We start from the raw sequence: 22,132 nt of genomic DNA, 5'->3' as shown, positions 1-22,132 counted from the left end.
CCGCCGCGCCGTCCGGTGGTCATGATCGGGGCGGACTAGGGTCGGGGCATGGAATTCCGACACCTGGGCCGTTCCGGCCTGATGGTCAGCGAGATCTCGTACGGCAACTGGATCACCCACGGTTCGCAGGTCGAGGAGGACGCGGCGCTGGCCTGCGTCCGCGCCGCCCTGGACACCGGCATCACCACGTTCGACACCGCCGACGTCTACGCCGGCACCCGCGCCGAGGAGGTGCTCGGCAAGGCCCTCGCGGGCGAGCGCCGCGAGGGCCTCGAGGTGTTCACCAAGGTCTACTGGCCGACCGGGCCGGGCCGCAACGACCGGGGCCTGTCCCGCAAGCACATCATGGAGTCGATCGACGGCTCGCTGCGCCGGCTGCGCACCGACTACGTGGACCTCTACCAGGCCCACCGCTACGACTACAGCACTCCGCTGGAGGAGACGATGTCGGCGTTCGCCGACATCGTGCACGCCGGCAAGGCGCACTACATCGGCGTCTCGGAGTGGAAGGCCTCGCAGATCCGCGAGGCCCACCAGCTCGCCCGCGAGCTGCGCATCCCATTGGTGTCCAACCAGCCGCAGTACTCGATGCTCTGGCGGGTCATCGAGACCGAGGTCGTCCCCACCAGCGAGGAGCTGGGCATCGGGCAGATCGTCTGGTCGCCGATGGCCCAGGGGGTGCTCTCCGGCAAGTACCTGCCGGGCCAGCCGCCGCCCGCCGGCTCCCGCGCCACCGACGAGAAGTCCGGCGCCGGGTTCATCGCCCAGTGGCTGACCGACGAGGTGCTGACCCGGGTACAGCGGCTCAAGCCGCTGGCCGAGCAGGCCGGGCTGACCATGCCGCAGCTCGCCATCGCCTGGGTGCTGCAGAACCCGAACGTCTCGTCGGCGATCGTCGGGGCGTCCCGCCCGGAGCAGGTGCACGACAACGTCAAGGCGGCCGGCGTGAAGCTCGACGCCGACCTGCTCAAGGCGATCGACGAGATCGTCGAGCCGGTCACCGAGCGGGACGCGGCGAAGACCGAGAGCCCGGCCCAGCGGCCGTGACGCTCCCCCGGGCCGGCGCGGCGTCCGCGCCGGCCCGGGCCCTTCCCCGGGTACGCCGACCGCGAGCCGCCCCGCCGCTGCGCGGCGGCTCGCGGACTCAGCCCTGCCAGAAGCGGATCAGGTCCAGCCCCAGGCCGTAGAGCCAGCTCGGCAGGCCGAGCAGGTCGCCGATCGCGAAGACCGCGTCGAAGAACCAGCCGCCGATGCGCGGGTTCCACAGCAGCGCGAAGAGCAGAATGAAGCCGTACGGGGCGAACATGTCGTACATCCGCCGCCACTGCGGGTTCAGCCAGGGTTGGATCATGTTGCCGCCGTCCAGGCCGGGCACCGGGAGCAGGTTGAGCACGCTCGCGGTGAGCTGGAGGAACGCCAGCAGCGCCACCCCGGCCCAGAACTCGATCGGCCCGCCGGCGGTCCCCGTGCCGATCCGCAGCGCCGCCACCAGCAGCAGCGTGAACAGCACGTTGGTGGCCGGGCCGGCGAGGCTGACCAGGGTGTGCCGCAGCCGGCCCGGGATCGCGTGCCGGTCCACCCAGACCGCGCCGCCGGGCAGGCCGATGCCGCCGAGCAGTACCACCACCACCGGCAGCACGATCGACAGCAGCGGGTGGGTGTACTTGAACGGGTTCAACGTCAGGTAGCCCCGGTGGGCGATGTCCCGGTCGCCGGCCCGGAACGCGACCACCGCGTGGGCGTACTCGTGCAGGCAGAGCGAGACCAGCCAGCCCGAGAGCACGAAGAGGAACACGTCGAACTTCACGTTGCCGAACCGGTTCCAGGCCATCACCCCGCTGGCCACGAAGAGCGCGACCAGGGCCAGGAAGACCGGGCTGGGCCGGAACGCCGCCCGGGGCACGCCGAGCACCAGCGGCTCGCCCCCCGGGCGGTCGTAGCCCATCACTCCGCCGTCGGGAGCAGGCTCATCCGGTACTCCACCCGGTCGTCCTCCACGAGCGCGACCGAGGTGACGCCGGACGCCGCGAGCTCCCGCCAGGTCTGGCCGATCCACGATTCGGCGTCCGCCTGACTGCCGAACGACTCCGCCGGTCCATCGACCGACGCGCCGTTCGCGCCCTCGTACCGCCAGCTCCACGCCATGCCGCGTCTCCCCTCGCCGCTACACCGTCCCCCGGGACGGACCCCCGCAAGCGTAGTCGGCCGTCCGCGCGGCGGCCCGACGCTCACCCCCGGCGGCGCCCGGGCGGTGATCACCACGAGCGTCCCCGGCCGGTACGGTGGCGCGGTGCTGACTCAAGGAGTGGTGCTCAGCAACCGGTACCGGCTGGGCGAACGGGTGGCGACCGGCGGCATGGGCGCGGTCTGGCGGTGTGTCGACACGTTGCTGGACCGCGAGGTGGCGGTGAAGGTGCTGCTCCCGGCGCTGGTGGAGGACCCGGAGTTCACCAGCCGGTTCCACGCCGAGGCCCGGATGATGGCGGCCCTGCGGCACCCGGGCATCGTCGCGGTGCACGACTTCGGCTCGGCGACGCTGGCCGACGGCAGCCAGGTCAGCTACCTGGTGATGGAGTACGTCGACGGCGAGCCGCTGGTCACCTGGATCCGGCGGGCCGGCCGGCTCGACCCGACGTCGACCATGTCGGTGGTGGCGCAGGCCGCCGCCGCGCTGCACGCCGCGCACACCGCCGGCATCGTGCACCGGGACGTCAAGCCGGGCAATCTGCTGGTGAAGCGGGACGGGACGGTGGTGCTGGTCGACTTCGGCATCGCCCGTTCCAGCACGATGGCCTCGCTGACCGCCGCGCACATGGTGCTCGGCACCGCCTCGTACATGTCGCCGGAGCAGGCGGTCGGCCAGCCGGTCTCGGCGGCCACCGACGTCTACGCGCTCGGGGCGGTCGCCTACTACTGCCTGACCGGGCAGCCGCCGTTCGTCGGGGAGAACCCGTTGCAGGTGGCGCTGCGGCACGCCCAGGAGGAGCCGGCGCCGCTGCCGTCAGGCACCCCGCCGGCGGTGGCCGAGGTGGTCGCGCGCGCCCTGGCGAAGAGCCCCGGTGACCGCTGGCCCAGCGCCGCCGCCCTGGCCGACGCCGCCCTGGACGCCCGGGACGCCACGCTGGCCGTGCTGCGGGTGCCGCCGCGTCCGCCGTGGGCGCTGCAGGGTCCGGCCCTGCCGACGCCGGCCGCGCCATCGACGCCGTCCGGTCCGTCGACACCGTCCGGTCCGTCGACGGCGTCCGGTCCGTCGACGCCGGCCGGCCCGGCCGGCGACCCGTCGGGGGCGGCGTCCGCCGGTCCACGGGACACCGGCGCGGGGACCGGCTCGGGGGCAGTTCCGGCCGGAGCGCCGACGCCGCCCGGCGCGGGGACCGGGGCGATGTCCGCCGCGTCCGCCACCCCGCCCGCGCCGTCCACCGGCCCCGGGACCGTGGCTCCGCAGTGGCGGCAGGGCGGCCCGCCCGCCACACCGCCGGGCGGCGCACCCATTCCGACCGGGTACCCGGCTAACGCACCCTTTCCGGCCGCCGGCCAGCCGTATCCAGGCGGGCCGTACCCGGCCGTCATGGGCGGCCAGCAGGCGACCCCGCCCGCCGGCTACCCCGGCCGGTACCTCGTACCGGAGACCGTCCCGACCCGGGAGGACCGGGCCGGCGGCGTGGGCCGACGGCGCCGGCTCGCCCTGGCCGGCGCGGCGGGCGGGGTGGTGGCCGTGCTGGCCGCCGTGGCCGCGGTGGTGGCGCTCCGGCCGGACGAGCCCGCCCGCGGCGGCCCGGCGCTGACCGGCGAGTCCGGGGCGGCGGCACCGGTGCTGCCGGGCCCGAGCGTCAGCACCCGGGGCGGGAAGCCGAGGCCGAGCGCGAGTGCCAGCGGTTCCCGGTCGGCCTCGGCGACGCCGACCGCCGGGTCGACCGGCACGACGACGGGCCCGGGACCGAGCGCGTCCCCCACCGCCTCCGCCGCGCAGCCGGGGACGACCACCACCCCGCCGGCGAGGACCAACCCGTACACGCCGGCCCAGGTCTGCGGCAGTGGCTACCAGGTGATCGACTCCGCCTCGTTGACCGCGAACGGGGTCCGGCGGGGAAAGGTCTACCTGCTGTGGAACGAGTCGGCCAAGGCCAACTGCGTGGTCACCATGAAGGTGACCGCGGTCGGCGAGCGCACCACGGCGTCGGCGTTCCTGGAGGTACAGGGGAAGACCCGCGCCACCGACAGCGGCACGTTCGAGTACTACGCCGGCCCGGTGCGGGCCGGAGCCGGCGGGGCCTGCGTGAAGTGGGGCGGGGCGACCGGCGGCGCCAGCTACGCCAGCGGATTCGAGCACTGCGGCTGAGCCCGGGCCGGGCGGCGACCGCGGCTCGGGCGGCTTTAAGGTACGGGCATGTCCGTTGACGGCTGGAACACGGTCCTGGTGCTCGGCGGTATCCGCTCGGGCAAGTCGGAGTTCGCCGAGTCCCTGGTGGGTGACGCCCCGACGGTGCGCTACGTGGCGACCTCCGCCGACGCGGACCCGGACGACACCGAGTGGGCCGCCCGGCTGGCGGCGCACCGGGAACGCCGGCCGGGCAGCTGGACCACCGAGGAGACCGCCGACGACCCGCGCCGGCTGGCCGACGTGATCGCCTCCGCCGGGCCGAACGAGACGCTGCTGGTGGACGACCTGGGCGGCTGGGTGACGGTGCTGCTCGACCCGGCGCACCAGCCCGCCGACGACGTGGCCACCATCGCCGAACTGGCCGCGGCGGTCCGCGCCAGCGCGGCGCGGATCGTGCTGGTCAGCCCCGAGGTGGGGCTGTCGCTGGTGCCGACCACCCCGCTGGGTCGGGCGTTCACCGACGCGCTCGGCGCGGCGAACCGGGCCGTCGCGGACGCCTGCGACGCCGTGGTGCTGGTGGTCGCCGGTCAGCCGACCTGGCTCAAGCCCGCCGTCACCCCGCGCGCCGCCGGGGTGCCCGCCCAGGCCGGCCCGGCCCGCCAGGACGTGACAGCCGCCGCCGCGCCGGCTGAGGCGCCGCTGCCGGACGTGCTGACCCCGACCACGCCCGCCGCACCCGCCGCAGCCACGGACACCAACGGGACCGCCTGGGCGGCGCCGACCATGGCGCTGCCGATGGTCGCGACCGGCCTGGTCATCCAGCCCGGCATGGAGCTGCCCATGCCCGACGAGTACGCCGGCCCGCAGGCCGTCGACCGGCTCGCCACCCTGGACGTGGCGGGGGCCGGGTTCGGCGCGCTGGAACGGATCGTCGGCTTCGCCGCCGCCACCCAGGGCACCGCGACCCCCGCCCCGTGGGCGAGCGTGCGGGTGCTGCTGCTGCACGGGGACCACCAGGGCGGCGCCGCCGCCGGCACGGTCCCCGGCGAGTCGTCGCGCCGGGCCCGGCAGGCGCGGGCCGGCCGGGGCGCGCTGGCCCGGCTGGCCGCCGAGAGCGGCGCCAGCCTCCAGGTGGTGGACACCCCGTCCTCGGCGCCGATGGAGCAGGAGCCGGCGCTGGCCGGCGCCGCCGTCGAGTCGGCCCTGCGCTACGGCTGGCGGCTGGCCGAGGAGGCCGCCGACGCGGGCGTACAGCTGCTGGTGCTGGGGGCGTGCGGCGCCGGCACGGAGGCGGCGGCCGCCGCGGTGCTGGCGGCGACCGCCGGCGCGGAGGCTCCGGCGGTGCTCGGCCGGGTGATCACCGCCAGCGGCGAGATCGACGACGCGGCGTGGATGACCCGCTGCGCGGCGGTCCGGGACGCGCTGCACCGGACCCGCCGCTCCCCGCGCGACGCCAAGGACGTGCTGGCCGAGCTGGGCGGCGGCGACATCGCGGTGGCCACCGGCGTGCTGCTCGGCGCCACCGCCCGCCGGCTGCCGGTGATGCTCGACGGCCCGGTCGGCGTGGCCGCCGGCATGATCAGCCGCGACCTGGCCGGGCAGGCCCGGCACTGGTGCGTGCTCGCCGACCACGGCGGCCACCCGGCGGTCCGGCTCGCCGCCGACGTACTCGGCCTGACCCCGCTGCTGGACCTGCGGCTGGACCTGGGCGAGGGGGCGAACGCGCTGACCGCGCTGCCGCTGCTGCGCTCGGTGCTGGCGCTGGCCGCCGCGCTGCCGGCGCACCCCCTGCTCGGCGGCGGGGATCCCGACTCCGAGGAGCCGGACTTCGCCGAGCCGGAACCCGCGGGCCCCGGCCCGACCACCGTGGAGCCGGGCGGCGCCGAACCGGACGTCTCCGAGCCCGACTTCAGCGAGCCGGAGCCGGCCGGCCCGGGGCCGACGACCACGGAGCCGGACCCGTCCGGCTGGCGTGCCGGCTGAGTCGCGGGTCGCCGACGGCCTGCGGCTGGCGCTGACCACCTTCACCACGCTGCCGGTGCGCGCCGGCCGGATCGACCGTCCGACGGCGGGCGCCGCGATGGCGCTCGCCCCGCTGGTCGGGGCGTTGCTCGGCGCGGTGCTCGCCGGGGTGCTGCTGCTGTTGGCCGCGTTCGCTCCCCCGCTGGTCGCCGCCGGGGTGACGGTGGGCTGCGCCGCCCTGCTCACCCGGGGGCTGCACCTGGACGGGCTGGCCGACACCGTGGACGCGCTGGGGTCGTACCGGCGGGGAGCGGCGGCGCTGGAGATCATGAAGAAGCCGGACGTGGGGCCGTTCGGGGTGGTCGCGCTGGTGGTCGTACTCCTGCTCCAGACGGCGGCCCTCGCGGAGCTGGCGGGGCGGTCGTGGCCGGCGGTGCTCGCGGGCGTGGTGGCCGCGACGGCGGCGGGGCGGCTCGCGGTGACGGTGGCCTGCCGGCGCGGGGTGCCGGCGGCCCGGCCGGAGGGGTTGGGCGCGCTGGTCGCCGGGACGGTGGGACCGGTGGCGCCGGCGGTCGGCGCGGTCGCCGTCGCGCTGGCGGCGGTGCCGGCGGTACCGGGCCGCCCGTGGCAGGGGCCGGTCGCCGTCGCGGCGGCGCTCACCGTCGCGGTGGGGCTGCTCCGCCACGTGGTACGCCGGCTCGGCGGTGTCACCGGCGACGTCCTCGGCGCCGCCGTCGAGGTGGTCACCACGCTGGTCTACCTGGGACTGGTGCTGTCCGGCTGAACACGGCACCGGGCGGCGGGTAGCGTTTGCCCCGACAGCACCGGCACGGCCTTCCGGGGGACGACTTGCTCATCACGGACGACTTCCTCCCCATCCCGGTGCCGGAGTCGCTGAGCGCGACGTACCTGGTGCCGATGGCGGGGCTGCCCCGGGTGAGCCCGAAGACGGCGGTGCGGGCGCTGGAGGGCCGGCTGGCCGAGCCGGTGCACGGGTTGGCGACGCAGATGCTGGACAGCCCGCTGATGACCGTGGACACCCGGTCGATCGACGAGTTCCCGCAGTTGCCGCCGGATCTGCTCTCCGCGTTCGGCGCCACCGAGGCGCAGCTCGGCCGGCTGGCCGCGGCCAGCCACCTGGTGGTGGTGCAGGCCGAGTACCGGCCGGGCTGGCCGCCGGCGCACGAGTGGGCGGCCCGCGCGGTGGCCGCCGCGGTCGCCGAGTCCGTCGACGGCGACGTGGTGGACGTGTTCGGGTTGCAGTTCCTCGACCCGGCGGCCGCGCTGCGCTCACTGCCGGACGCCGAGGGCCGGGTACGCCTGGTCGACTGGGTGCTGGTGCCCTATTCCTCCGACGCGGAGGGGCTCTGGTTCACCACCAAGGGGCTGCGCCGCTTCGGCCTGCTGGAGCTGCAGACCCAGGGCGTGCCGGACCACCTCACCCGGGCCTGGGGCGCGGTGATGACCGGGGCCGCCCGGCGGCTGCTGCGGGACTGGACCGACGGGCTGGCCGGCGAGGAGGTGCCGGCGTTCGTGCAGCTGCCCGTGCTGGCCACGGTGACCGGGCACGACATCGCGGTGGCGTACGGCAACCCGGAGCAGCACGGCGCGACCGCCCCGGTGCTGCTGCGGCTGGAGCTGGACCCGGCCACCGACCCGGAGGCCGACTCGTTCCTCAGCCTGCGCCCGCCGCCCGGGCACCCGGGCCCGCCCGGGAAGTACTTCGCCGCGGCCTGCGCGACGCTCTTCTCCGGCATCCAGCCCGACGTCCGCTACGCCCGGCCCGGCGACGCGATGAGCAAGGCGATCGCCACCGCCCGGGCCGGGCTGGACGACATCCGGGCCCGGTTCCTCGCCGGCAAGCTGCCGCCCGAGTCGCAGCTCGTGGTCAAGTACGGCCTGCCCGGCGACGAGGGCCCCGAGTTCGTCTGGGCCGGGGTGACCTCGTGGGAGGTGCCGGAGCGGATCGTGGGGGCCAGCGCCAGCGACGCCAACACCGACCCCACCGTCCGGATCGGCGCCCCCGTCGTGGTCGAGGCCACCGACGTGGTCGACTGGGCCCTCCTCGACGGCACCGGCGTCATCGAGGGCGGCTGGACCCAGGCCGTCCTCGACGCCGGCGAACCCCCCACCGCCTGACCCCCGCCCCCTTTGCCCTCGTTGATCAAGAAGTTTGCGTCGGATCCGGCGCTCGGGCCGACGCAAACTTCTTGATCAACAGGAGGTTACTTGACCGAGGGGGTCACGAAGGGGGGTCGGGTGACCCGCATCTGGGCGCGGCGGCCGCGGATGTCGACCTCGACGAGGTCCCCGTCGGCGAGCTTGGCGTCCGTGTCGAGCAGCGCCAGGGCGATGCCCTGCTTCTTCGTGGGCGAGAACGTGCCGCTGGTGATCGTGCCGAGCTCGGTGTCGCCGGCGTACACGGTCATGCCGGGGCGCGGGATGGCCCGGTCGACGGCCGCCAGGCCGCGCAGCGTACGCCGCGGGCCGGCGGCCTTCTCGGCGAGCAGCGCGTCGCGGCCCCAGAAGGCCGGCTTGTCCCAGCCGACCGCCCAGCCGGAGCGGGCCTGCACCGGCGTGATCTCCAGCGACAGGTCCTGCCCGTGCAGCGGGTAGCCCATCTCGGTGCGCAGCGTGTCCCGGGCGGCCAGCCCGCAGGCCCGCAGCTCGTACGCCGCCCCGGCGGCGAACAGCGCGTCCCAGACCGCGACGGCGTGCTCGGCCGGCACCACCAGCTCGTAGCCCAGCTCCCCGGTGTAGCCGGTGCGGCAGACGGTCAGCTCCACGCCGGCCAGGGTGGCGGCGGAGAAGCTCATGTAGCCGTGCTCCACCGGCAGGCCCAGCCCGCCGAGCAGTTCCGCCGAGCGCGGCCCCTGCACGGCCAGCACCGCGTACGCCTCGTGCTCGTCGGTGACGGTGATCCCGGCCGGCGCGGCGGCGCGCAGCCGGCGCACCACCTCGGCGGTGTTCGCCGCGTTCGGGATGAGGAAGACGTGGTCGTCGGCGTGCAGGTAGGCGATGATGTCGTCCACCACGCCGCCGGTCGCGTCGTCGCAGCAGAGCGTGTACTGCGCCCGGCCCGGGCCGATGCGGCCCAGGTCGTTGCTGAGGCAGGCGTTGACGAAGTCCGCCGCGCCCGGCCCGGTCACCCGCGCCTTGCCCAGGTGGGAGACGTCGAAGACGCCCACGGCGGTACGCACCGCCGTGTGTTCCTTCAGCACGCCGCCGCCGGCGTACTCCAGCGGCATCTCCCAACCCCCGAAGGGGGCGAACTTGGCGCCGAGAGCGGTGTGCCGCTCGTGCAGCGGGGAACGGCGCAGCCGGGTCGCGGCGGCGTCGGAGGTCACGTCCGTCATGGGTGGCAACTTACCGGGGTACCCGCCGCTGGTTAGCATCGGCGGGACCCGCCGGGACAGCCATCGGCGGGACAGCCAAGCTTCCGGCGGGTAGGTTGCCGCCGGAGACCTTCATCGCCGGTACGCGACGACGCGACCGGCCCGGCCCGCCCGGAGTAGCTTCAGTGACATCGCCCAGCACCACCCTGAGCCTGGTCGACACCGACCCCGCCGAGCTTGCCGTCGACGCGATCGTGATCGGCGTGCACAGCCAGACCGGAGAGCAGGACGCCACCAGCGGCCTCGCCGGCACCCTGCTGCTCGCCAGTGGCGCGGAGAGCATCGCCGCCGCCTTCGACGGCAAGCTGACCGAGACGCTTGCGCTGCTCGGCGCGACCGGCGCTCCGGGCGAGGTGACCAAGCTGGCCACGCTGGGCACGGTCACCGCGCCGATCGTCGCCGCGGTCGGGCTCGGCCCCGAGCCGACCGGCGCCGCCCCCGCCCCGGAGACGCTGCGCCGGGCCGCCGGCGCCGTCGTCCGGGCACTCGCCGGCGCGCCCCGGGTGGCGCTCAGCATGCCGCTGCCCGACGACGCCGACGCCCCGGCCGCGCTGCGCGCGGTCGCCGAGGGCGCGCTGCTCGGCGGCTACCGGTTCGCCGGCTACAAGACCAAGCCGCAGCCGACCCGGCGCACGCCGGTGGCCGAGGTGCTGATCTCCGTGCCGGACGCCGGTGACGCGACCGCCCGGGGCGAGATCGACCGGGCCACCGCGGTGGCCGGTGCGGTGCGTACCAGCCGGGACTGGGTGAACACCGCCCCGAACGAGCTGCGTCCGCCGGCCTTCGCCGAGGCCGTCGCGGCGGCCGCCCGCGCGGCCGGGCTCGGCGTCGAGGTGCTGGACTTCGAGGCGCTGCGCGCCGGCGGGTACGGCGGCATCGTCGCCGTCGGGCAGGGCTCGGAGGCCCCGCCGCGCCTGGTCAAGCTCACGTACACCCCGTCGGGTGGCGGCAGCGGCAAGCGGGTGGCGCTGGTCGGCAAGGGCATCACCTTCGACACCGGTGGCATCTCGATCAAGCCGGCGCAGGGCATGTGGGAGATGAAGTCCGACATGGCCGGTGCGGCCGCCGTCGGCGCCGCGATGCTGGCGATCGCCGCGGTGAAGCCGTCGGTGGCGGTGACCGCGTACCTGCCGATGGCGGAGAACATGCCGTCGGGCACCAGCTACCGGCCGGGTGACGTGATCACCATGTTCAACGGCAAGAAGGTCGAGGTGCTCAACACCGACGCCGAGGGCCGCATGATCCTGGGCGACGCGATGGCGCGGGCCTGCGCGGACGGCACCGACTACCTCTTCGAGACGTCCACCCTCACCGGTGGGCAGGTCATCGCGCTGGGCAAGAAGATCGCCGGCGTGATGGGCACCCCGGAGCTGTGCGAGCGGGTCAAGACCGTCGGCGAGTCCGTCGGCGAGCCGGCCTGGCCGATGCCGCTGCCGGACGACGTGCGCAAGGGCATGGACTCCGACGTCGCGGACATCTCCCAGGTCAACGCCGGCATGGACCGGGCCGGGCACATGCTGCAGGGCGGCGTGTTCCTGCGCGAGTTCGTCACCGAGGATGTGGCCTGGGCGCACATCGACATCGCCGGCCCGGGCTACCACTCGGGCGAGGCGACCGGCTACTGGACCAAGGGCGGCACCGGCGTCCCGGTCCGCACCCTGGTGCAGCTGGTCGAGGACGTCGCCGCCAACGGCTGACGCCCACCCCCAACCCACGACCGGGGCGCCTCCCCCACCGGGAGGCGCCCCGCCCGCATTCCACCAAGCTCCGCGCACTTTCCCGGAAAGCGTGGCCATCCGGCGCGGAACAGCCACGCTTTCCGTGAAAGTGCGCCCACGGCGTTGGGGGTGGGCGCGGACCGCGGCGGGGGTCAGAAGAGTTCGGGGCGGCGTTTGCGGCGCTCGTTGTAGTCGCGCATCCGCTGCGGGTAGCCCATCAGGCGGACGTCGTAGATGGGGACGGCCAGCCGGTGGGCGAAGCGGCGGGCCCCCTCGGGGCTGTCGACGCGACGGCGGGTCCACTCCCCGTCGTCGGCGATCAGGATGACGGTGGTCTCGGTGACCGTGGTCCGCGGCTCGATGTACGCCTCGACGCCCCGCCGGGTCCGGACGAAGTTCTCAAGATGGTCCAGATCAGCCCGGTCGGCGGGGCGGCCACGACTGACCGCGCCCGTCTGCTTTCGTCGCCGGAATAGCCCCACCGACTGTCTCCTCCCCCGTGCCGTCATCGAAGACGGTGCCAAGAGTACGTGTCGACGACGTGTCGTTGGGCACCTCGGTACGCGCACCGCATCCCCTAGTGACAAGATGACCGAGGTGGGGTGTGTCCCTGTTGCCCCACCGTGACCCCCGATGCAGCGACGCGACCTGGGAGTTGGACGTGAGCGAGCCGAACGAGACCTTCGACATCGTCATTCTCGGAGGTGGCAGCGGCGGCTACGCGGCGGCGCTGCGTGCCGCCCAGTTGGATCTCTCGGTCGCGCTGATCGAGAAGGGGAAGCTCGGCGGCACCTGCCTGCACAACGGCTGCATCCCCACCAAGGCGCTGCTGCACGCGGCCGAGATCGCCGACCAGACCCGCGAGTCGGAGCAGTTCGGGGTGAAGGCCGAACTGGTCGGCATCGACATGGCGGGGGTCAACTCGTACAAGGACGGCGTGGTCTCCCGCCTCTACAAGGGCCTGCAGGGCCTGGTGGGCAGCGCCAAGAACGTCACCTTCGTGGCCGGTGCCGGCAAGCTGGTCGGCAAGAACGTCGTCGAGGTCGACGGCAAGCGCTACACCGGCCGCAACGTCATCCTGGCCTCCGGCTCGTACGCCAAGAGCCTGCCCGGCCTGGAGATCGACGGCGAGCGGATCATCACCAGCGACCACGCGCTGACCCTGGACCGGGTCCCGGCGTCGGTGATCGTGCTCGGCGGCGGCGTGATCGGCGTCGAGTTCGCCAGCGTGTGGAAGTCCTTCGGCGTGGACGTCACGATCGTCGAGGCGCTGCCCCGCCTGGTCGCCGCCGAGGACGAGGAGTCGTCCAAGGCGCTGGAGCGGGCCTTCCGCAAGCGGAAGATCAACTTCAAGGTCGGCAAGCCGTTCGAGAAGGTCGAGAAGACCGACAACGGCGTCAAGCTGACCATCGCCGGCGGCGAGACCGTCGAGGCCGAGCTGCTGCTGGTCGCCGTCGGGCGCGGCCCGAACACCGCCAACCTCGGGTACGAGGAGCAGGGCGTGAAGATGGACCGCGGCTACGTGCTGACCGACGAGCGGCTGCGCACCAGCGTGCCGAACGTCTACGCGGTCGGCGACATCGTGCCCGGCCTCCAGCTCGCCCACCGCGGCTTCCAGCAGGGCATCTTCGTCGCCGAGGAGATCGCCGGCCAGAACCCGGCCGTGATCGACGAGGCCGGCATCCCGCGGGTCACCTACTCCGACCCGGAGCTGGCGTCGGTGGGTCTGACCGAGACGAAGGCCAAGGAGCAGTACGGCGCGGACAAGGTCAAGACCTACAACTACAACCTGGGTGGCAACGGCAAGAGCCAGATCCTCAAGACGGCCGGCTTCGTGAAGCTGGTCCGGGTGGAGGACGGCCCGGTGGTCGGCGTGCACATGGTCGGCGCCCGGGTCGGTGAGCTCGTCGGTGAGGCGCAGCTCATCTACAACTGGGAGGCGTACCCGGCCGAGGTGGCGCAGCTCGTGCACGCCCACCCGACGCAGAGCGAGGCCCTGGGCGAGGCGCACCTGGCCCTCGCCGGCAAGCCGCTGCACTCGCACGCCTGATCAAGAACTGATTCCGCGGCGTCCGGCGGCAGACGGGCGAGATCGCACAGGGGAATGAAGGAGTCATAAGAGATGCCGGTATCGGTCACCATGCCTCGGCTCGGAGAGAGCGTCACCGAGGGCACCGTCACCCGCTGGCTCAAGCAGGAGGGCGACACCGTCGAGGTCGACGAGCCGCTGCTCGAGGTGTCGACCGACAAGGTCGATACCGAGATCCCGTCCCCCGCGGCGGGCGTGCTGAGCCGGATCGTGGTCGGCGAGGACGAGACCGCCGAGGTGGGCAGCGAGCTGGCCGTCATCGCCGGTGAGGGCGAGCAGGCCGGTGGCGGCGAGGCCGCCCCGCAGCAGGCGGCCGAGCCGGCCGCCGAGCCCACCGCCGCCGCGGCGGGCACCGGCCCGGAGCCCGAGCAGGAGCAGCCCGCGGCGCCGCAGCCGCAGGCCGAGGCCGCCCCGGCGCCGTCGGGCGAGGGCACCCCGGTGAAGATGCCGGCCCTGGGCGAGAGCGTCACCGAGGGTACGGTCACCCGCTGGCTCAAGCAGGTCGGCGAGACCGTCGAGGTGGACGAGCCGCTGCTGGAGGTCTCCACCGACAAGGTCGACACGGAGATCCCGTCGCCGGTCGCCGGCACCGTCCTGGAGATCAAGGTCGCCGAGGACGAGACCGCCGAGGTGGGCGCCGACCTGGCGATCATCGGTGCCGCCGGGGCCGCCCCGGCCCCGGCGAAGCCGGAGCCGAAGCCCGAGCCCAAGGCGGAGGCCAAGCCCGAGCCGAAGCCCGAGCCGAAGCCGGAGCCGAAGCCGGAGCCGAAGGCCGAGGCCAAGCCGGAGCCCAAGGTCGAGGAGCCGACCCCGGGCCTGTCGTACAACGAGCCCGCGGCCGAGGCGGAGACCGCCGCCGAGCCGGCCAAGGCCGAGCAGGCGGCGCAGCCGTCCGCGCCGACCCCGACCCCGCAGCGGCCCACCGCCCCCGCGCAGGGCGGCGGCGAGGAGGCGGCCGGCTACGTGACCCCGCTGGTGCGCAAGCTGGCCGGCGAGCACGGTGTCGACCTCTCCTCGGTCAACGGCACCGGTGTCGGCGGCCGGATCCGCAAGCAGGACGTGCTGGAGGCGGCGGAGAAGGCCAAGGCGGCCAAGGCCGCGCCGGCCCCCGCGCCGCAGCCCGCCGCGGCGGCCCCGGCCAAGCCGGCCGCGAAGCCGCAGCCGAGCGGCAAGCGCGGCACGACCGAGAAGCTGCCCCGGATCCGCAAGGCCATCGCCAAGCGGATGCACGAGTCGCTGCACGAGATGGCGCAGCTCACCACGGTGATCGAGGTGGACGTCACCAAGATCGCCAAGCTGCGGGCGCAGGCCAAGGATTCGTTCCAGCAGCGGCACGGCGTCAAGCTGTCGTTCCTGCCGTTCTTCGCGCTGGCGGCCATCGAGGCGCTGCAGGCGTTCCCGATCGTCAACGCCAGCATGGACCTCGAGGCCGGGACGATCACCTACCCGGACGCCGAGCACCTCGGCATCGCCGTGGACACCGAGCGGGGTCTCCTGGTCCCGGTCATCCACAACGCCGGTGACCTGAACCTGGGCGGCATCGCCAAGCGGGTCGCCGACCTGGCCGAGCGCACCCGGACCAACAAGATCAGCCCGGACGAGATCGCCGGCGCGACCTTCACGCTGACCAACACCGGCAGCCGGGGCGCGCTCTTCGACACCCCGATCGTGCCGTCGCCGCAGTCGGCGATGCTCGGCACCGGTGCCGTGGTCAAGCGCCCGGTCGTGGTCAACGACCCGGAGCTGGGCGAGGTCATCGCGGTCCGCTCGATGATCTACCTGGCCCTCTCCTACGACCACCGGCTGATCGACGGCGCCGACGCGGCCCGTTTCCTGGTCGCGGTCAAGGAGCGCCTGGAGGGCGGCAACTTCGAGGCCGACCTCGGCCTCTGATCCTCCCGTACGCGCACAGGGCGCCCCGGTCACACCGACCGGGGCGCCCTGCGCCGTTCCGCCCTGCGTGCGGCGGTCGCGGAAACCGGTGCCGCACCCGCGTCAGGCCCGGAGGGTCTCCTCGGAGACCGTCCAGAGCCGCTCCGCGGCCTCCGGGTCGCGGGCGTACGGCGCGTAGCCGGTGCGGGTGCCCGGCTGGTTCGGCCCGGCCTCCTGGCAGTCCTCGAAGTAGCGCCCGCCGATGCCGTCGAGCAGCGGTGAGGTGGCGACCAGCACGGACGTGGCCGCGCCCTGCTCGGTGCTCTTCCAGTAGGCCGCGCCGCCGCCGCTCTGCGCGCGCATCCGGTTCAGTTCCTCCTCGCTGATGTAGCGCTGGAGGTTGGTCCGGATCGCCCCGGGCATCAACGCGTTGCTGGTGATGCCGTCGTCGGCCCAGCGCCTGGTCAGCTCCACCGCGAAGAGCACGTTGGCCGTCTTGGACTGCCCGTAGGCCTCCCACGGGTCGTACGGACGCCGGGTGAAGTGGATGTCGTCGAAGACCACCGGCGAGCGCAGGTGGGCCGCCGAGCTGACCGACACGACGCGCGCGCCCCCGGCCGCCGCCAGCGCCCGGTGCAGCCCGGTGGCCAGGGCGAAGTGACCCAGGTGGTTGGTCGCGAACTGCATCTCCCAGCCCTGCGGGGTGCGCATCTCGGGCGAGGCCATGATGCCGGCGTTGTCGACCAGGATGTGCAGCGGCCCGTCCCAGGTGCGCACGAATCCGGCCATCGACGACTGGTCGGCGAGGTCGAGCGGCGCGACGAGGATCCGGTCGTTGCCGGTGGTGTCCGTGATGTCCGCGGCGGCCCGCTGGCCGGCGTCGAGGTTGCGGACGGCGAGGGTGACCTCGGCCGCGGCGGCGGCGAGCGCACGGGCGGTCTCCACGCCGATGCCGGACGCCCCACCGGTGACGACGGCCCGTCGACCGCTGAGGTCGATGCCGCGCACGACGTCCATGGCGGTGGACTCGCGGGAGAACGGCGTGCTGACAGGTGTGCTGGTGGTCATGATCCATCCTTGTCCGAGGCGGCGGCGGGCGGCTGCTGGACGCCGCGGTGCGGCGTTTTCCCACGAAAGGCGCGGAGGTAACGCTGGAGCGATCGCCCGCGATCCCAGGCGTCGGCATGGGCACGTTCTACCGCTCGCCGGGCTGAGCGCGGTGTCCCGGGGAATCGCCTCCGGGCCGAGCCGACGCTGCGAGAGTGGACGGGTGGGCATCGGGCGGTGGCGGTGGCGCAGATGGCTGGGGCCCGCGGTCTCGGTCGCTCCCGGCGCCCGGGTGGACCGCTTCGAGGTCTTCTTCGACCTGGTCTTCGTCTTCTCGTTCTTCATCATCACCCGGGCCACCGCCGTGCAGATCACTGGTTCGGCGTTGCTGCACGGCATGCTGGTGCTGGCGGTGCTCTGGTGGACCTGGGTGGTGCACAGCGTGGTGGCCACCCGGGTCCGGCTCGGCCATGGCTTCGTCCCGGTGCTGATGGTCGTCGGGATGGCGGCGCTCTTCTGCTTCGCGCTCTCCCTGCCGCAGGCGTTCCGCGACCCGCGCGGTGGCGCGGCGGGGCCGGTGGTCGTGGCGGTCAGCTATGTGGTGATCCGCGCGGTGCACTTCATCCTCTACCTGCACGTCGTCCAGGACAGCCCGGACGAGCGCCGGCAGACGCTCCGGTTCGCCCCGGAGATGACGCTCAGCACCCTCCTGCTGCTGGCCGCGGCGTTGATTCCCACCTGGATCGACGACCTGGGCGTAGCGGGGATGGTCCGGGACGGCCTGTGGCTGACGGTGGTGGTGCTCCAGTACTCGACCGGGCTCATCGGCGGCGCCAAGGGCTGGGCGGTGGCCTCAGCCGAGCACTGGACGGAACGCTACGAGCTCATCCTGATCATCGCGCTGGGCGAGTCGGTGATCTCGGTCGGCGTCGGCAGCAATCTGCTCGGCCAGCCGCCGACCTGGCCCGCGGTCGCGGCGGCGGTGCTGGGCATCTTCTTCACCGCCGCGCTCTGGTGGGCCCACTACGACGTGATCGGCCCGGCCGCCCGGATCGCTCTGCACGCCACGCAGGGCCTCTCCCGGGTGGGGATGGCCCGGGACGCGTACGCCTACTTCTTCCTGCCGATGATCGCCGGGATCATCCTGTTCGCCCTGGGCGCCGAGGGGATCGTCCACGAGATCGCCAATCCGTCGGTGCCGATCCATGAGCCGCCGCACGGCCCCGGCGTACCCCTGCTCTTCGGCGGGGTGATCTGCTACCTGTGCGGGAACATGCTGTTCCAGTGGCGCACGCTGGGCACGCTCTCCTGGACCCGGGTCGGCGCCGTGCTCGCGCTCGCCGCCGGCATTCCGATCGGCTCGCACCTGCCCGGGCTGGCCGCCCTCACCCTGCTGACCGCGATCTGCGTGGCGCTGGTGGTCCTCGAGGTGGTGATTATGGCGGACGCCCGGCACGCGCTGCACGAGGTGGTCTTCCAGGAGAGGACCACCCACGAGGCGCGCGAGGCGGAGTGGCGGGCCCGTTGGCACGAGGACGGGACCGACGACAGGGGCACCTCGACGTAGGATCACCGGCAGCGTCGCGGTGCACCCGGCAAGGAGACCGCCGAGGGCATGGAGGCGCGGGACAGCATGGGACCCACGTGCACCCCTCCACCGAGCCGGGCGACCGCCTGACCGCCCTCGGCAACCAGATGATCGAGATCCACCTCTGGCTCCGCGAGGAGCTGGCCGCGCTGCGCGCCGGCCTCGACTCCCGCACCGGTCCGCGCGATCTGCGCGCCCACTGCCTCACCTTCTGCTCCGCGCTCACCCGCCACCACACCGGCGAGGACGGCGGTGCGTTCCGGGTGCTGGCCGAGCAGGCGCCGCAGCTGCGCCCGGTCCTCGACGAACTCGCCGCCGACCACGAGGTGGTCGCGGCCGTCCTGCGCCGCGTCGAGGAGCTGGCCGCCGACCCGGCCGGGGTCGACGGGGTACGCGCCGAACTGGACGGCCTGAGCGCGCTGCTCGAATCGCACTTCGTCTACGAGGAGAAGAAGCTGGTCGCCGCCCTGAACGCGGCGCGCGGCGGGACGACCGAGGAGCTGCTCGGCGTGCCGCTGCCCGAGTGAGGATTCGCCGGTCAGCAGAATGGGCCCGTCCGGGCTGGCCGGCGGGGTCGCCGACGGCGCAGGCTGGCCCGGTGACCGTCTTCTGCCTCCAGGCCACCCCCACCGACGCGGCGAGCTGGCTGGACCTGGCCCGCCGCGCCGAGGCCGCCGGCTTCGACGCGCTGCTCGCCGCCGACCACCCCGGGGCCGTGCCGTCCCCGTTCGTGGCGCTGGCCGCCGCCGCGTCGGTGACCTCGACGATCGGCCTCGGCTCGTACGTGTCGAACCTCGGCGTCCGCGAGCCGATGTTGCTCGCCACCGACGTGGCCACCCTCGACCTGGTCTCCGGTGGCCGGGCCCGGCTCGGCGTCGGCGCCGGCCACACCCCGGCCGAGTGGCGCGCCGTCGGCCGCGAGCGCCCGGACGTCGCCGGCCGGGTACGCCGTTGCGTGGCCGTCGCCGAGGCGGTCCGCGCCCTGCTCGACGGCGACGAGGTCACCGTGGACTCTCCCGAGCTGACCGTGCGGGAGGCCCGACTGACCGCGCCCCGCCCGGTGCAGGACCGGATTCCGCTGACCATGGGCACCGCCAACTCGACGCTGCTGCGCTGGGCCGGCGCGCACGCCGAGGTGGTCGGGCTGACCGGCTTCGGGCGTACCCTCGTCGACGGCCACGCCCACGACGTGCGCTGGCGGACCGACCAGATCGAGGCGCAGCTCGACCACGTCGCGGCCGGCGCGGACGGTCGGGACGACCCGCCCGCGCTGGAGGCGCTGGTGCAGAAGGTGGTGGTCACCGACGACGCGGAGGCCGCAGCGGCGGAGACCGCGCGCGACGTCGGCCTGACCGTCGCCCAGGTGCTGGCCACGCCGTTCGTGCTGATCGGGACGGCGGACGAGATCGCCGCGGCGGTCGCGGAGCACCGGCGCCGCTGGGGCGTCACCCGCTTCGTGGTACGCCGGGACGCCCTCGAACCACTCGCTCCGGTGCTCGCCCGGCTGTCCTGACCTGCAGCAGGAGCGGCCGGGAGTCAGCGGCGAGCCGACTCCGGCCCGGGCGCCACGCGTGTCGCCGTGACGCTGTCGAGCTGATGACGTGGACGACTCACGATCGGCCGTCTCCGGCGTCGGCGACGGACCCACCGGGGGCACGGGTGGCGCGGCCGTCGCGGTCGCCGCCGTGGTCGACGAGGGGCGTGCCAGGGAGCCGCTGGTAGAACCGGATCTTCTCGCGGAGATGGGCGTACTGACGTTCCAGCAGGCGCATCTGCTCCTCGACCCGTTCGGCGTGCCGCTCCAACAGGGCCTGCCGTTGGCCGGCGGTGTGCTCACCGTCGCGGGCCAGCTCGGCGTACCGGCACATCTCGGCGATCGGCATGCCCGTGTCCCGCAGGCAGCGGAACAGCAGCAGCCAGCTCAGGTCGTCGTCGGTGAAGACCCGACGGCCGCCGGAGGTGCGGCCGATGTCGCTGAGCAGGCCGATCTTTTCGTAGTAGCGGAGGGTGTCGAGGCTGAACCCGCTCCGGGTCGCCGCCTCCGAGGGGGTATAGCCGCGCATGTCGTCCAACGCTAGGGCTTGACCTGGAGCGCGCTCCAGGTTGAAGGCTGACCGCATGACGATGACACGGACACTGGGCCGCAGCGGGATCGACGTCAGCGCCCTCGGCATGGGGTGCTGGGCGATCGGTGGACCGCTCTGGGGCCCGGGCGGAGAGCCGTTCGGCTGGGGCGAGGTGGACGACGACGAGTCGGTGCGCACCATCCACCGCGCCCTCGACCTCGGCGTCACGCTCTTCGACACGGCCAGCAACTACGGCGCCGGGCACAGCGAGCGGGTCCTCGGTCGCGCCCTCGCCGGCCGCCGCGACCGGGCGGTGATCGCCACCAAGTTCGGCAACCGCTCGGACGAGCCGACCCGCCGGTGGACCGGCGAGGACGGCAGCCCGGCCTACGCGGTGGCCAGCCTGGAGGAGTCGCTGCGCCGGCTCGGCACCGACCATGTCGACCTCTACCAGTTGCACATCAACGGCCTGCCGGCGTCCGCCGCGCTCGACCTGGTCGACACCCTGGAGGACCTGGTCACCCAGGGCAAGATCCACGCGTACGGCTGGAGCACCGACAGCCCTGCGTCCGCGCGCGCGTTCGCCGAGGCCGGTCCGCACTGCGCGGCGATCCAGCACGACGAGTCGGTGTTCAAGGACAACGCCGAGCTGCTCGCCGTCTGCGACGCGTTCGACCTGGCCAGTCTCAACCGGGGGCCGCTCGCCATGGGCCTGCTCACCGGCTCGACGCGGGCGGTCGGGGCGGACGACGTGCGCGGAAGGGCACCGGAGTGGCTGGTCTGGTTCACCGACGGCCGCCCGGCGCCGCAATGGTCGGCCCGGCTCGCCGAGATCCGGGAGGCGCTCACCGCCGACGGTCGTACCCTCGCTAAGGGTGCGCTGGGCTGGCTGCTCGCGCGCAGCCCACGTACGGTGCCCATCCCGGGCTGCCGCACCGTCGCGCAGGCCGAGGAGAACTTCGGCACCCTCGCCCGCGGGCCGCTGCCGGCCGAGGCGTTCGCGGAGGTGGAACGCCTGCTCGCCGACCTACGCGCCGTGCCGGTCGCCTGATCCGGGGCTGGCCCCGCGACCCGGCGGCTGGCGGGTCGCGGGCCGCTCCCGATGAGCCGATCCGTAAACGGGCTGAACGCATCCGAACCCGCCTCCGTACCCGAAGATATGAGCATGCGGATCCTCATGGCCGGCGCGTCCGGCTTCCTCGGCACCCGGCTGGTCGACCGCTTCACCGCCGACGGGCACCAGGTCACCCGGCTGGTGCGACGGCCGCCCCGGACCCCCGACGAGCGACAGTGGAACCCCTCCGCCGCGCAGCTCGACCCGGCCGTGGTGGCCGAGGCCGACGCGGTGGTCAACCTGGCCGGCGCGGGCGTCGGCGACAAGCGCTGGAACGACGACTACAGGAAGCTCATCCGGTCCAGCCGGGTGGACACCACCACCACCCTGGCCATCGCCATCGCCGGGCTGCCGGCCGCCGACCGGCCGACGGTGCTGCTCAACTCCTCCGCCGTCGGCTGGTACGGCAACACCGGCGACCGGGCGGTCGAGGAGGACTCCCCGGCCGGCGAGGGTTTCCTGGCCGACGTCTGCCGGGTGTGGGAGGCGGCGACCCGGCCGGCCGAGGACGCCGGGGTGCGGGTCGTGCGGCTGCGCACCGGGCTGCCGCTGCACCGCGACGGCGGGCTGCTCAAGCCGCAGCTGCTGCCGTTCAAGCTGGGCATCGCCGGGAAGCTGGGCAGCGGCCGGCAGTGGCTGCCGTGGATCTCGATGCGGGACTGGCTGGACGCCGCGCGGTTCCTGCTCGACCGCGACGACATCGGCGGCCCGGTCAACGTGGTCGGTCCGGCCCCGGTCACCAACGCCGAGTTCACCAAGGAACTGGCCCGCCAGCTGCACCGTCCGGCGATCATGCCGATCCCCGCGCTGGCCCTCAAGGTCGCCCTGGGCGGCTTCGCCCAGGAGGCCCTCACCAGCACCCGCGTCCTCCCCGCCGTCCTCACCAAGGCCAACTTCCCCTACACCCACCCCGACCTGGCCAGTGCGCTGCACGCCGCGCTGACGGAGTGACCCCCCGTT

Annotated in this window: 19 protein-coding genes; 13 read left to right on the top strand and 6 right to left on the bottom strand. The window is 74.2% G+C overall.

What is annotated here, in order from left to right; all coding sequences use genetic code 11:
- Nucleotides 1-48 precede the first annotated feature (48 nt).
- Nucleotides 49-1,047, top strand: a complete 999-nt coding sequence (locus GA0074696_RS11110) for an aldo/keto reductase family protein (RefSeq protein WP_088961025.1) — start codon at nt 49-51, stop codon at nt 1,045-1,047.
- 97 nt (nt 1,048-1,144) lie between these two features.
- On the opposite strand, the gene GA0074696_RS11105 is transcribed toward GA0074696_RS11110, so the two are convergent.
- Together GA0074696_RS11105 and GA0074696_RS11100 are read right to left on the bottom strand one after the other, a co-directional pair.
- The gene (locus tag GA0074696_RS11105; protein WP_088961024.1) at nt 1,145-1,945 is read right to left on the bottom strand and encodes a site-2 protease family protein; all 801 of its coding nucleotides are present in this window, start codon (nt 1,943-1,945) and stop codon (nt 1,145-1,147) included.
- Complete coding sequence (locus GA0074696_RS11100) at nt 1,945-2,145, bottom strand: hypothetical protein (protein WP_088961023.1); 201 nt, start codon at nt 2,143-2,145, stop codon at nt 1,945-1,947. Before GA0074696_RS11100 ends, GA0074696_RS11105 begins: the two co-directional genes overlap by 1 nt.
- A gap of 145 nt (nt 2,146-2,290) precedes the next feature.
- On the opposite strand from GA0074696_RS11100, the gene GA0074696_RS32405 reads away from it, so the two are divergent.
- From GA0074696_RS32405 to GA0074696_RS11080, 4 genes are all read left to right on the top strand, one after another.
- The gene (locus GA0074696_RS32405) at nt 2,291-4,339 is read left to right on the top strand and encodes a serine/threonine-protein kinase (protein WP_088964494.1); all 2,049 of its coding nucleotides are present in this window, start codon (nt 2,291-2,293) and stop codon (nt 4,337-4,339) included.
- Nucleotides 4,340-4,387: 48 nt separating this feature from the next.
- Nucleotides 4,388-6,304 carry a bifunctional adenosylcobinamide kinase/adenosylcobinamide-phosphate guanylyltransferase gene (locus GA0074696_RS11090; protein ID WP_088961022.1) on the top strand — a complete coding sequence of 639 codons (1,917 nt, stop codon included), beginning with the start codon at nt 4,388-4,390 and terminating at the stop codon, nt 6,302-6,304.
- Nucleotides 6,294-7,067: an adenosylcobinamide-GDP ribazoletransferase gene (gene cobS, locus GA0074696_RS11085; protein ID WP_088961021.1), complete on the top strand. Its 774-nt coding sequence runs from the start codon at nt 6,294-6,296 to the stop codon at nt 7,065-7,067. The genes GA0074696_RS11090 and cobS overlap by 11 nt, the downstream gene beginning before the upstream one ends.
- A gap of 65 nt (nt 7,068-7,132) precedes the next feature.
- Nucleotides 7,133-8,422 carry a DUF2314 domain-containing protein gene (locus tag GA0074696_RS11080; protein ID WP_088961020.1) on the top strand — a complete coding sequence of 430 codons (1,290 nt, stop codon included), beginning with the start codon at nt 7,133-7,135 and terminating at the stop codon, nt 8,420-8,422.
- An 86-nt stretch (nt 8,423-8,508) separates the two neighbouring features.
- Here the strand turns inward: GA0074696_RS11080 and gcvT are convergent, their stop codons facing one another.
- On the bottom strand, nt 8,509-9,639 hold the full coding sequence (gene gcvT / locus GA0074696_RS11075; RefSeq protein WP_088961019.1) for a glycine cleavage system aminomethyltransferase GcvT: 1,131 nt from the start codon (nt 9,637-9,639) through the stop codon (nt 8,509-8,511).
- Nucleotides 9,640-9,803: 164 nt separating this feature from the next.
- Between gcvT and GA0074696_RS11070 the strand changes: the two genes are divergently transcribed.
- The gene (locus GA0074696_RS11070; protein ID WP_088961018.1) at nt 9,804-11,375 is read left to right on the top strand and encodes a leucyl aminopeptidase; all 1,572 of its coding nucleotides are present in this window, start codon (nt 9,804-9,806) and stop codon (nt 11,373-11,375) included.
- A gap of 173 nt (nt 11,376-11,548) precedes the next feature.
- Here GA0074696_RS11070 and GA0074696_RS11065 read toward each other — a convergent pair whose 3' ends face one another.
- On the bottom strand, nt 11,549-11,878 hold the full coding sequence (locus tag GA0074696_RS11065; protein WP_088961017.1) for a hypothetical protein: 330 nt from the start codon (nt 11,876-11,878) through the stop codon (nt 11,549-11,551).
- A 179-nt stretch (nt 11,879-12,057) separates the two neighbouring features.
- On the opposite strand from GA0074696_RS11065, the gene lpdA reads away from it, so the two are divergent.
- Both lpdA and sucB read left to right on the top strand, forming a co-directional pair.
- Nucleotides 12,058-13,446 (top strand): dihydrolipoyl dehydrogenase, encoded by a 1,389-nt coding sequence (lpdA, locus tag GA0074696_RS11060; protein ID WP_088961016.1) that lies wholly within the window; start codon nt 12,058-12,060, stop codon nt 13,444-13,446.
- Between the two features lie 72 nt (nt 13,447-13,518).
- Entirely contained in the window at nt 13,519-15,378 is a 1,860-nt protein-coding gene (gene sucB / locus GA0074696_RS11055) for a 2-oxoglutarate dehydrogenase, E2 component, dihydrolipoamide succinyltransferase (protein WP_088961015.1), read from the top strand.
- Nucleotides 15,379-15,480: 102 nt separating this feature from the next.
- On the opposite strand, the gene GA0074696_RS11050 is transcribed toward sucB, so the two are convergent.
- Nucleotides 15,481-16,425 (bottom strand): SDR family NAD(P)-dependent oxidoreductase, encoded by a 945-nt coding sequence (locus GA0074696_RS11050; RefSeq protein ID WP_088961014.1) that lies wholly within the window; start codon nt 16,423-16,425, stop codon nt 15,481-15,483.
- Between the two features lie 208 nt (nt 16,426-16,633).
- On the opposite strand from GA0074696_RS11050, the gene GA0074696_RS11045 reads away from it, so the two are divergent.
- The 3 genes from GA0074696_RS11045 to GA0074696_RS11035 all read left to right on the top strand — a co-directional run bounded on the left by GA0074696_RS11045 (nt 16,634) and on the right by GA0074696_RS11035 (nt 19,505).
- Nucleotides 16,634-17,971, top strand: coding sequence for a low temperature requirement protein A (locus GA0074696_RS11045; protein ID WP_088964493.1), 1,338 nt, complete (start codon nt 16,634-16,636; stop codon nt 17,969-17,971).
- Between the two features lie 77 nt (nt 17,972-18,048).
- On the top strand, nt 18,049-18,519 hold the full coding sequence (locus tag GA0074696_RS11040) for a hemerythrin domain-containing protein (protein ID WP_231925331.1): 471 nt from the start codon (nt 18,049-18,051) through the stop codon (nt 18,517-18,519).
- A gap of 71 nt (nt 18,520-18,590) precedes the next feature.
- Complete coding sequence (locus tag GA0074696_RS11035; RefSeq protein WP_088961013.1) at nt 18,591-19,505, top strand: TIGR03621 family F420-dependent LLM class oxidoreductase; 915 nt, start codon at nt 18,591-18,593, stop codon at nt 19,503-19,505.
- Between the two features lie 97 nt (nt 19,506-19,602).
- On the opposite strand, the gene GA0074696_RS11030 is transcribed toward GA0074696_RS11035, so the two are convergent.
- On the bottom strand, nt 19,603-20,055 hold the full coding sequence (locus GA0074696_RS11030) for a MerR family transcriptional regulator (RefSeq protein WP_088961012.1): 453 nt from the start codon (nt 20,053-20,055) through the stop codon (nt 19,603-19,605).
- 55 nt (nt 20,056-20,110) lie between these two features.
- Here GA0074696_RS11030 and GA0074696_RS11025 point away from each other — a divergent pair, with 55 nt between their 5' ends.
- Together GA0074696_RS11025 and GA0074696_RS11020 are read left to right on the top strand one after the other, a co-directional pair.
- The gene (locus GA0074696_RS11025) at nt 20,111-21,109 is read left to right on the top strand and encodes an aldo/keto reductase (protein WP_088961011.1); all 999 of its coding nucleotides are present in this window, start codon (nt 20,111-20,113) and stop codon (nt 21,107-21,109) included.
- A 114-nt stretch (nt 21,110-21,223) separates the two neighbouring features.
- Nucleotides 21,224-22,123 carry a TIGR01777 family oxidoreductase gene (locus GA0074696_RS11020; protein ID WP_088964491.1) on the top strand — a complete coding sequence of 300 codons (900 nt, stop codon included), beginning with the start codon at nt 21,224-21,226 and terminating at the stop codon, nt 22,121-22,123.
- Nucleotides 22,124-22,132 lie beyond the last annotated feature (9 nt).

The organism is Micromonospora purpureochromogenes (genome assembly GCF_900091515.1).
Lineage (GTDB): Bacteria > Actinomycetota > Actinomycetes > Mycobacteriales > Micromonosporaceae > Micromonospora > Micromonospora purpureochromogenes.
Note: the sequence above shows the minus strand (reverse complement) of the source record. Positions and strands in the feature narration are given on the sequence as shown.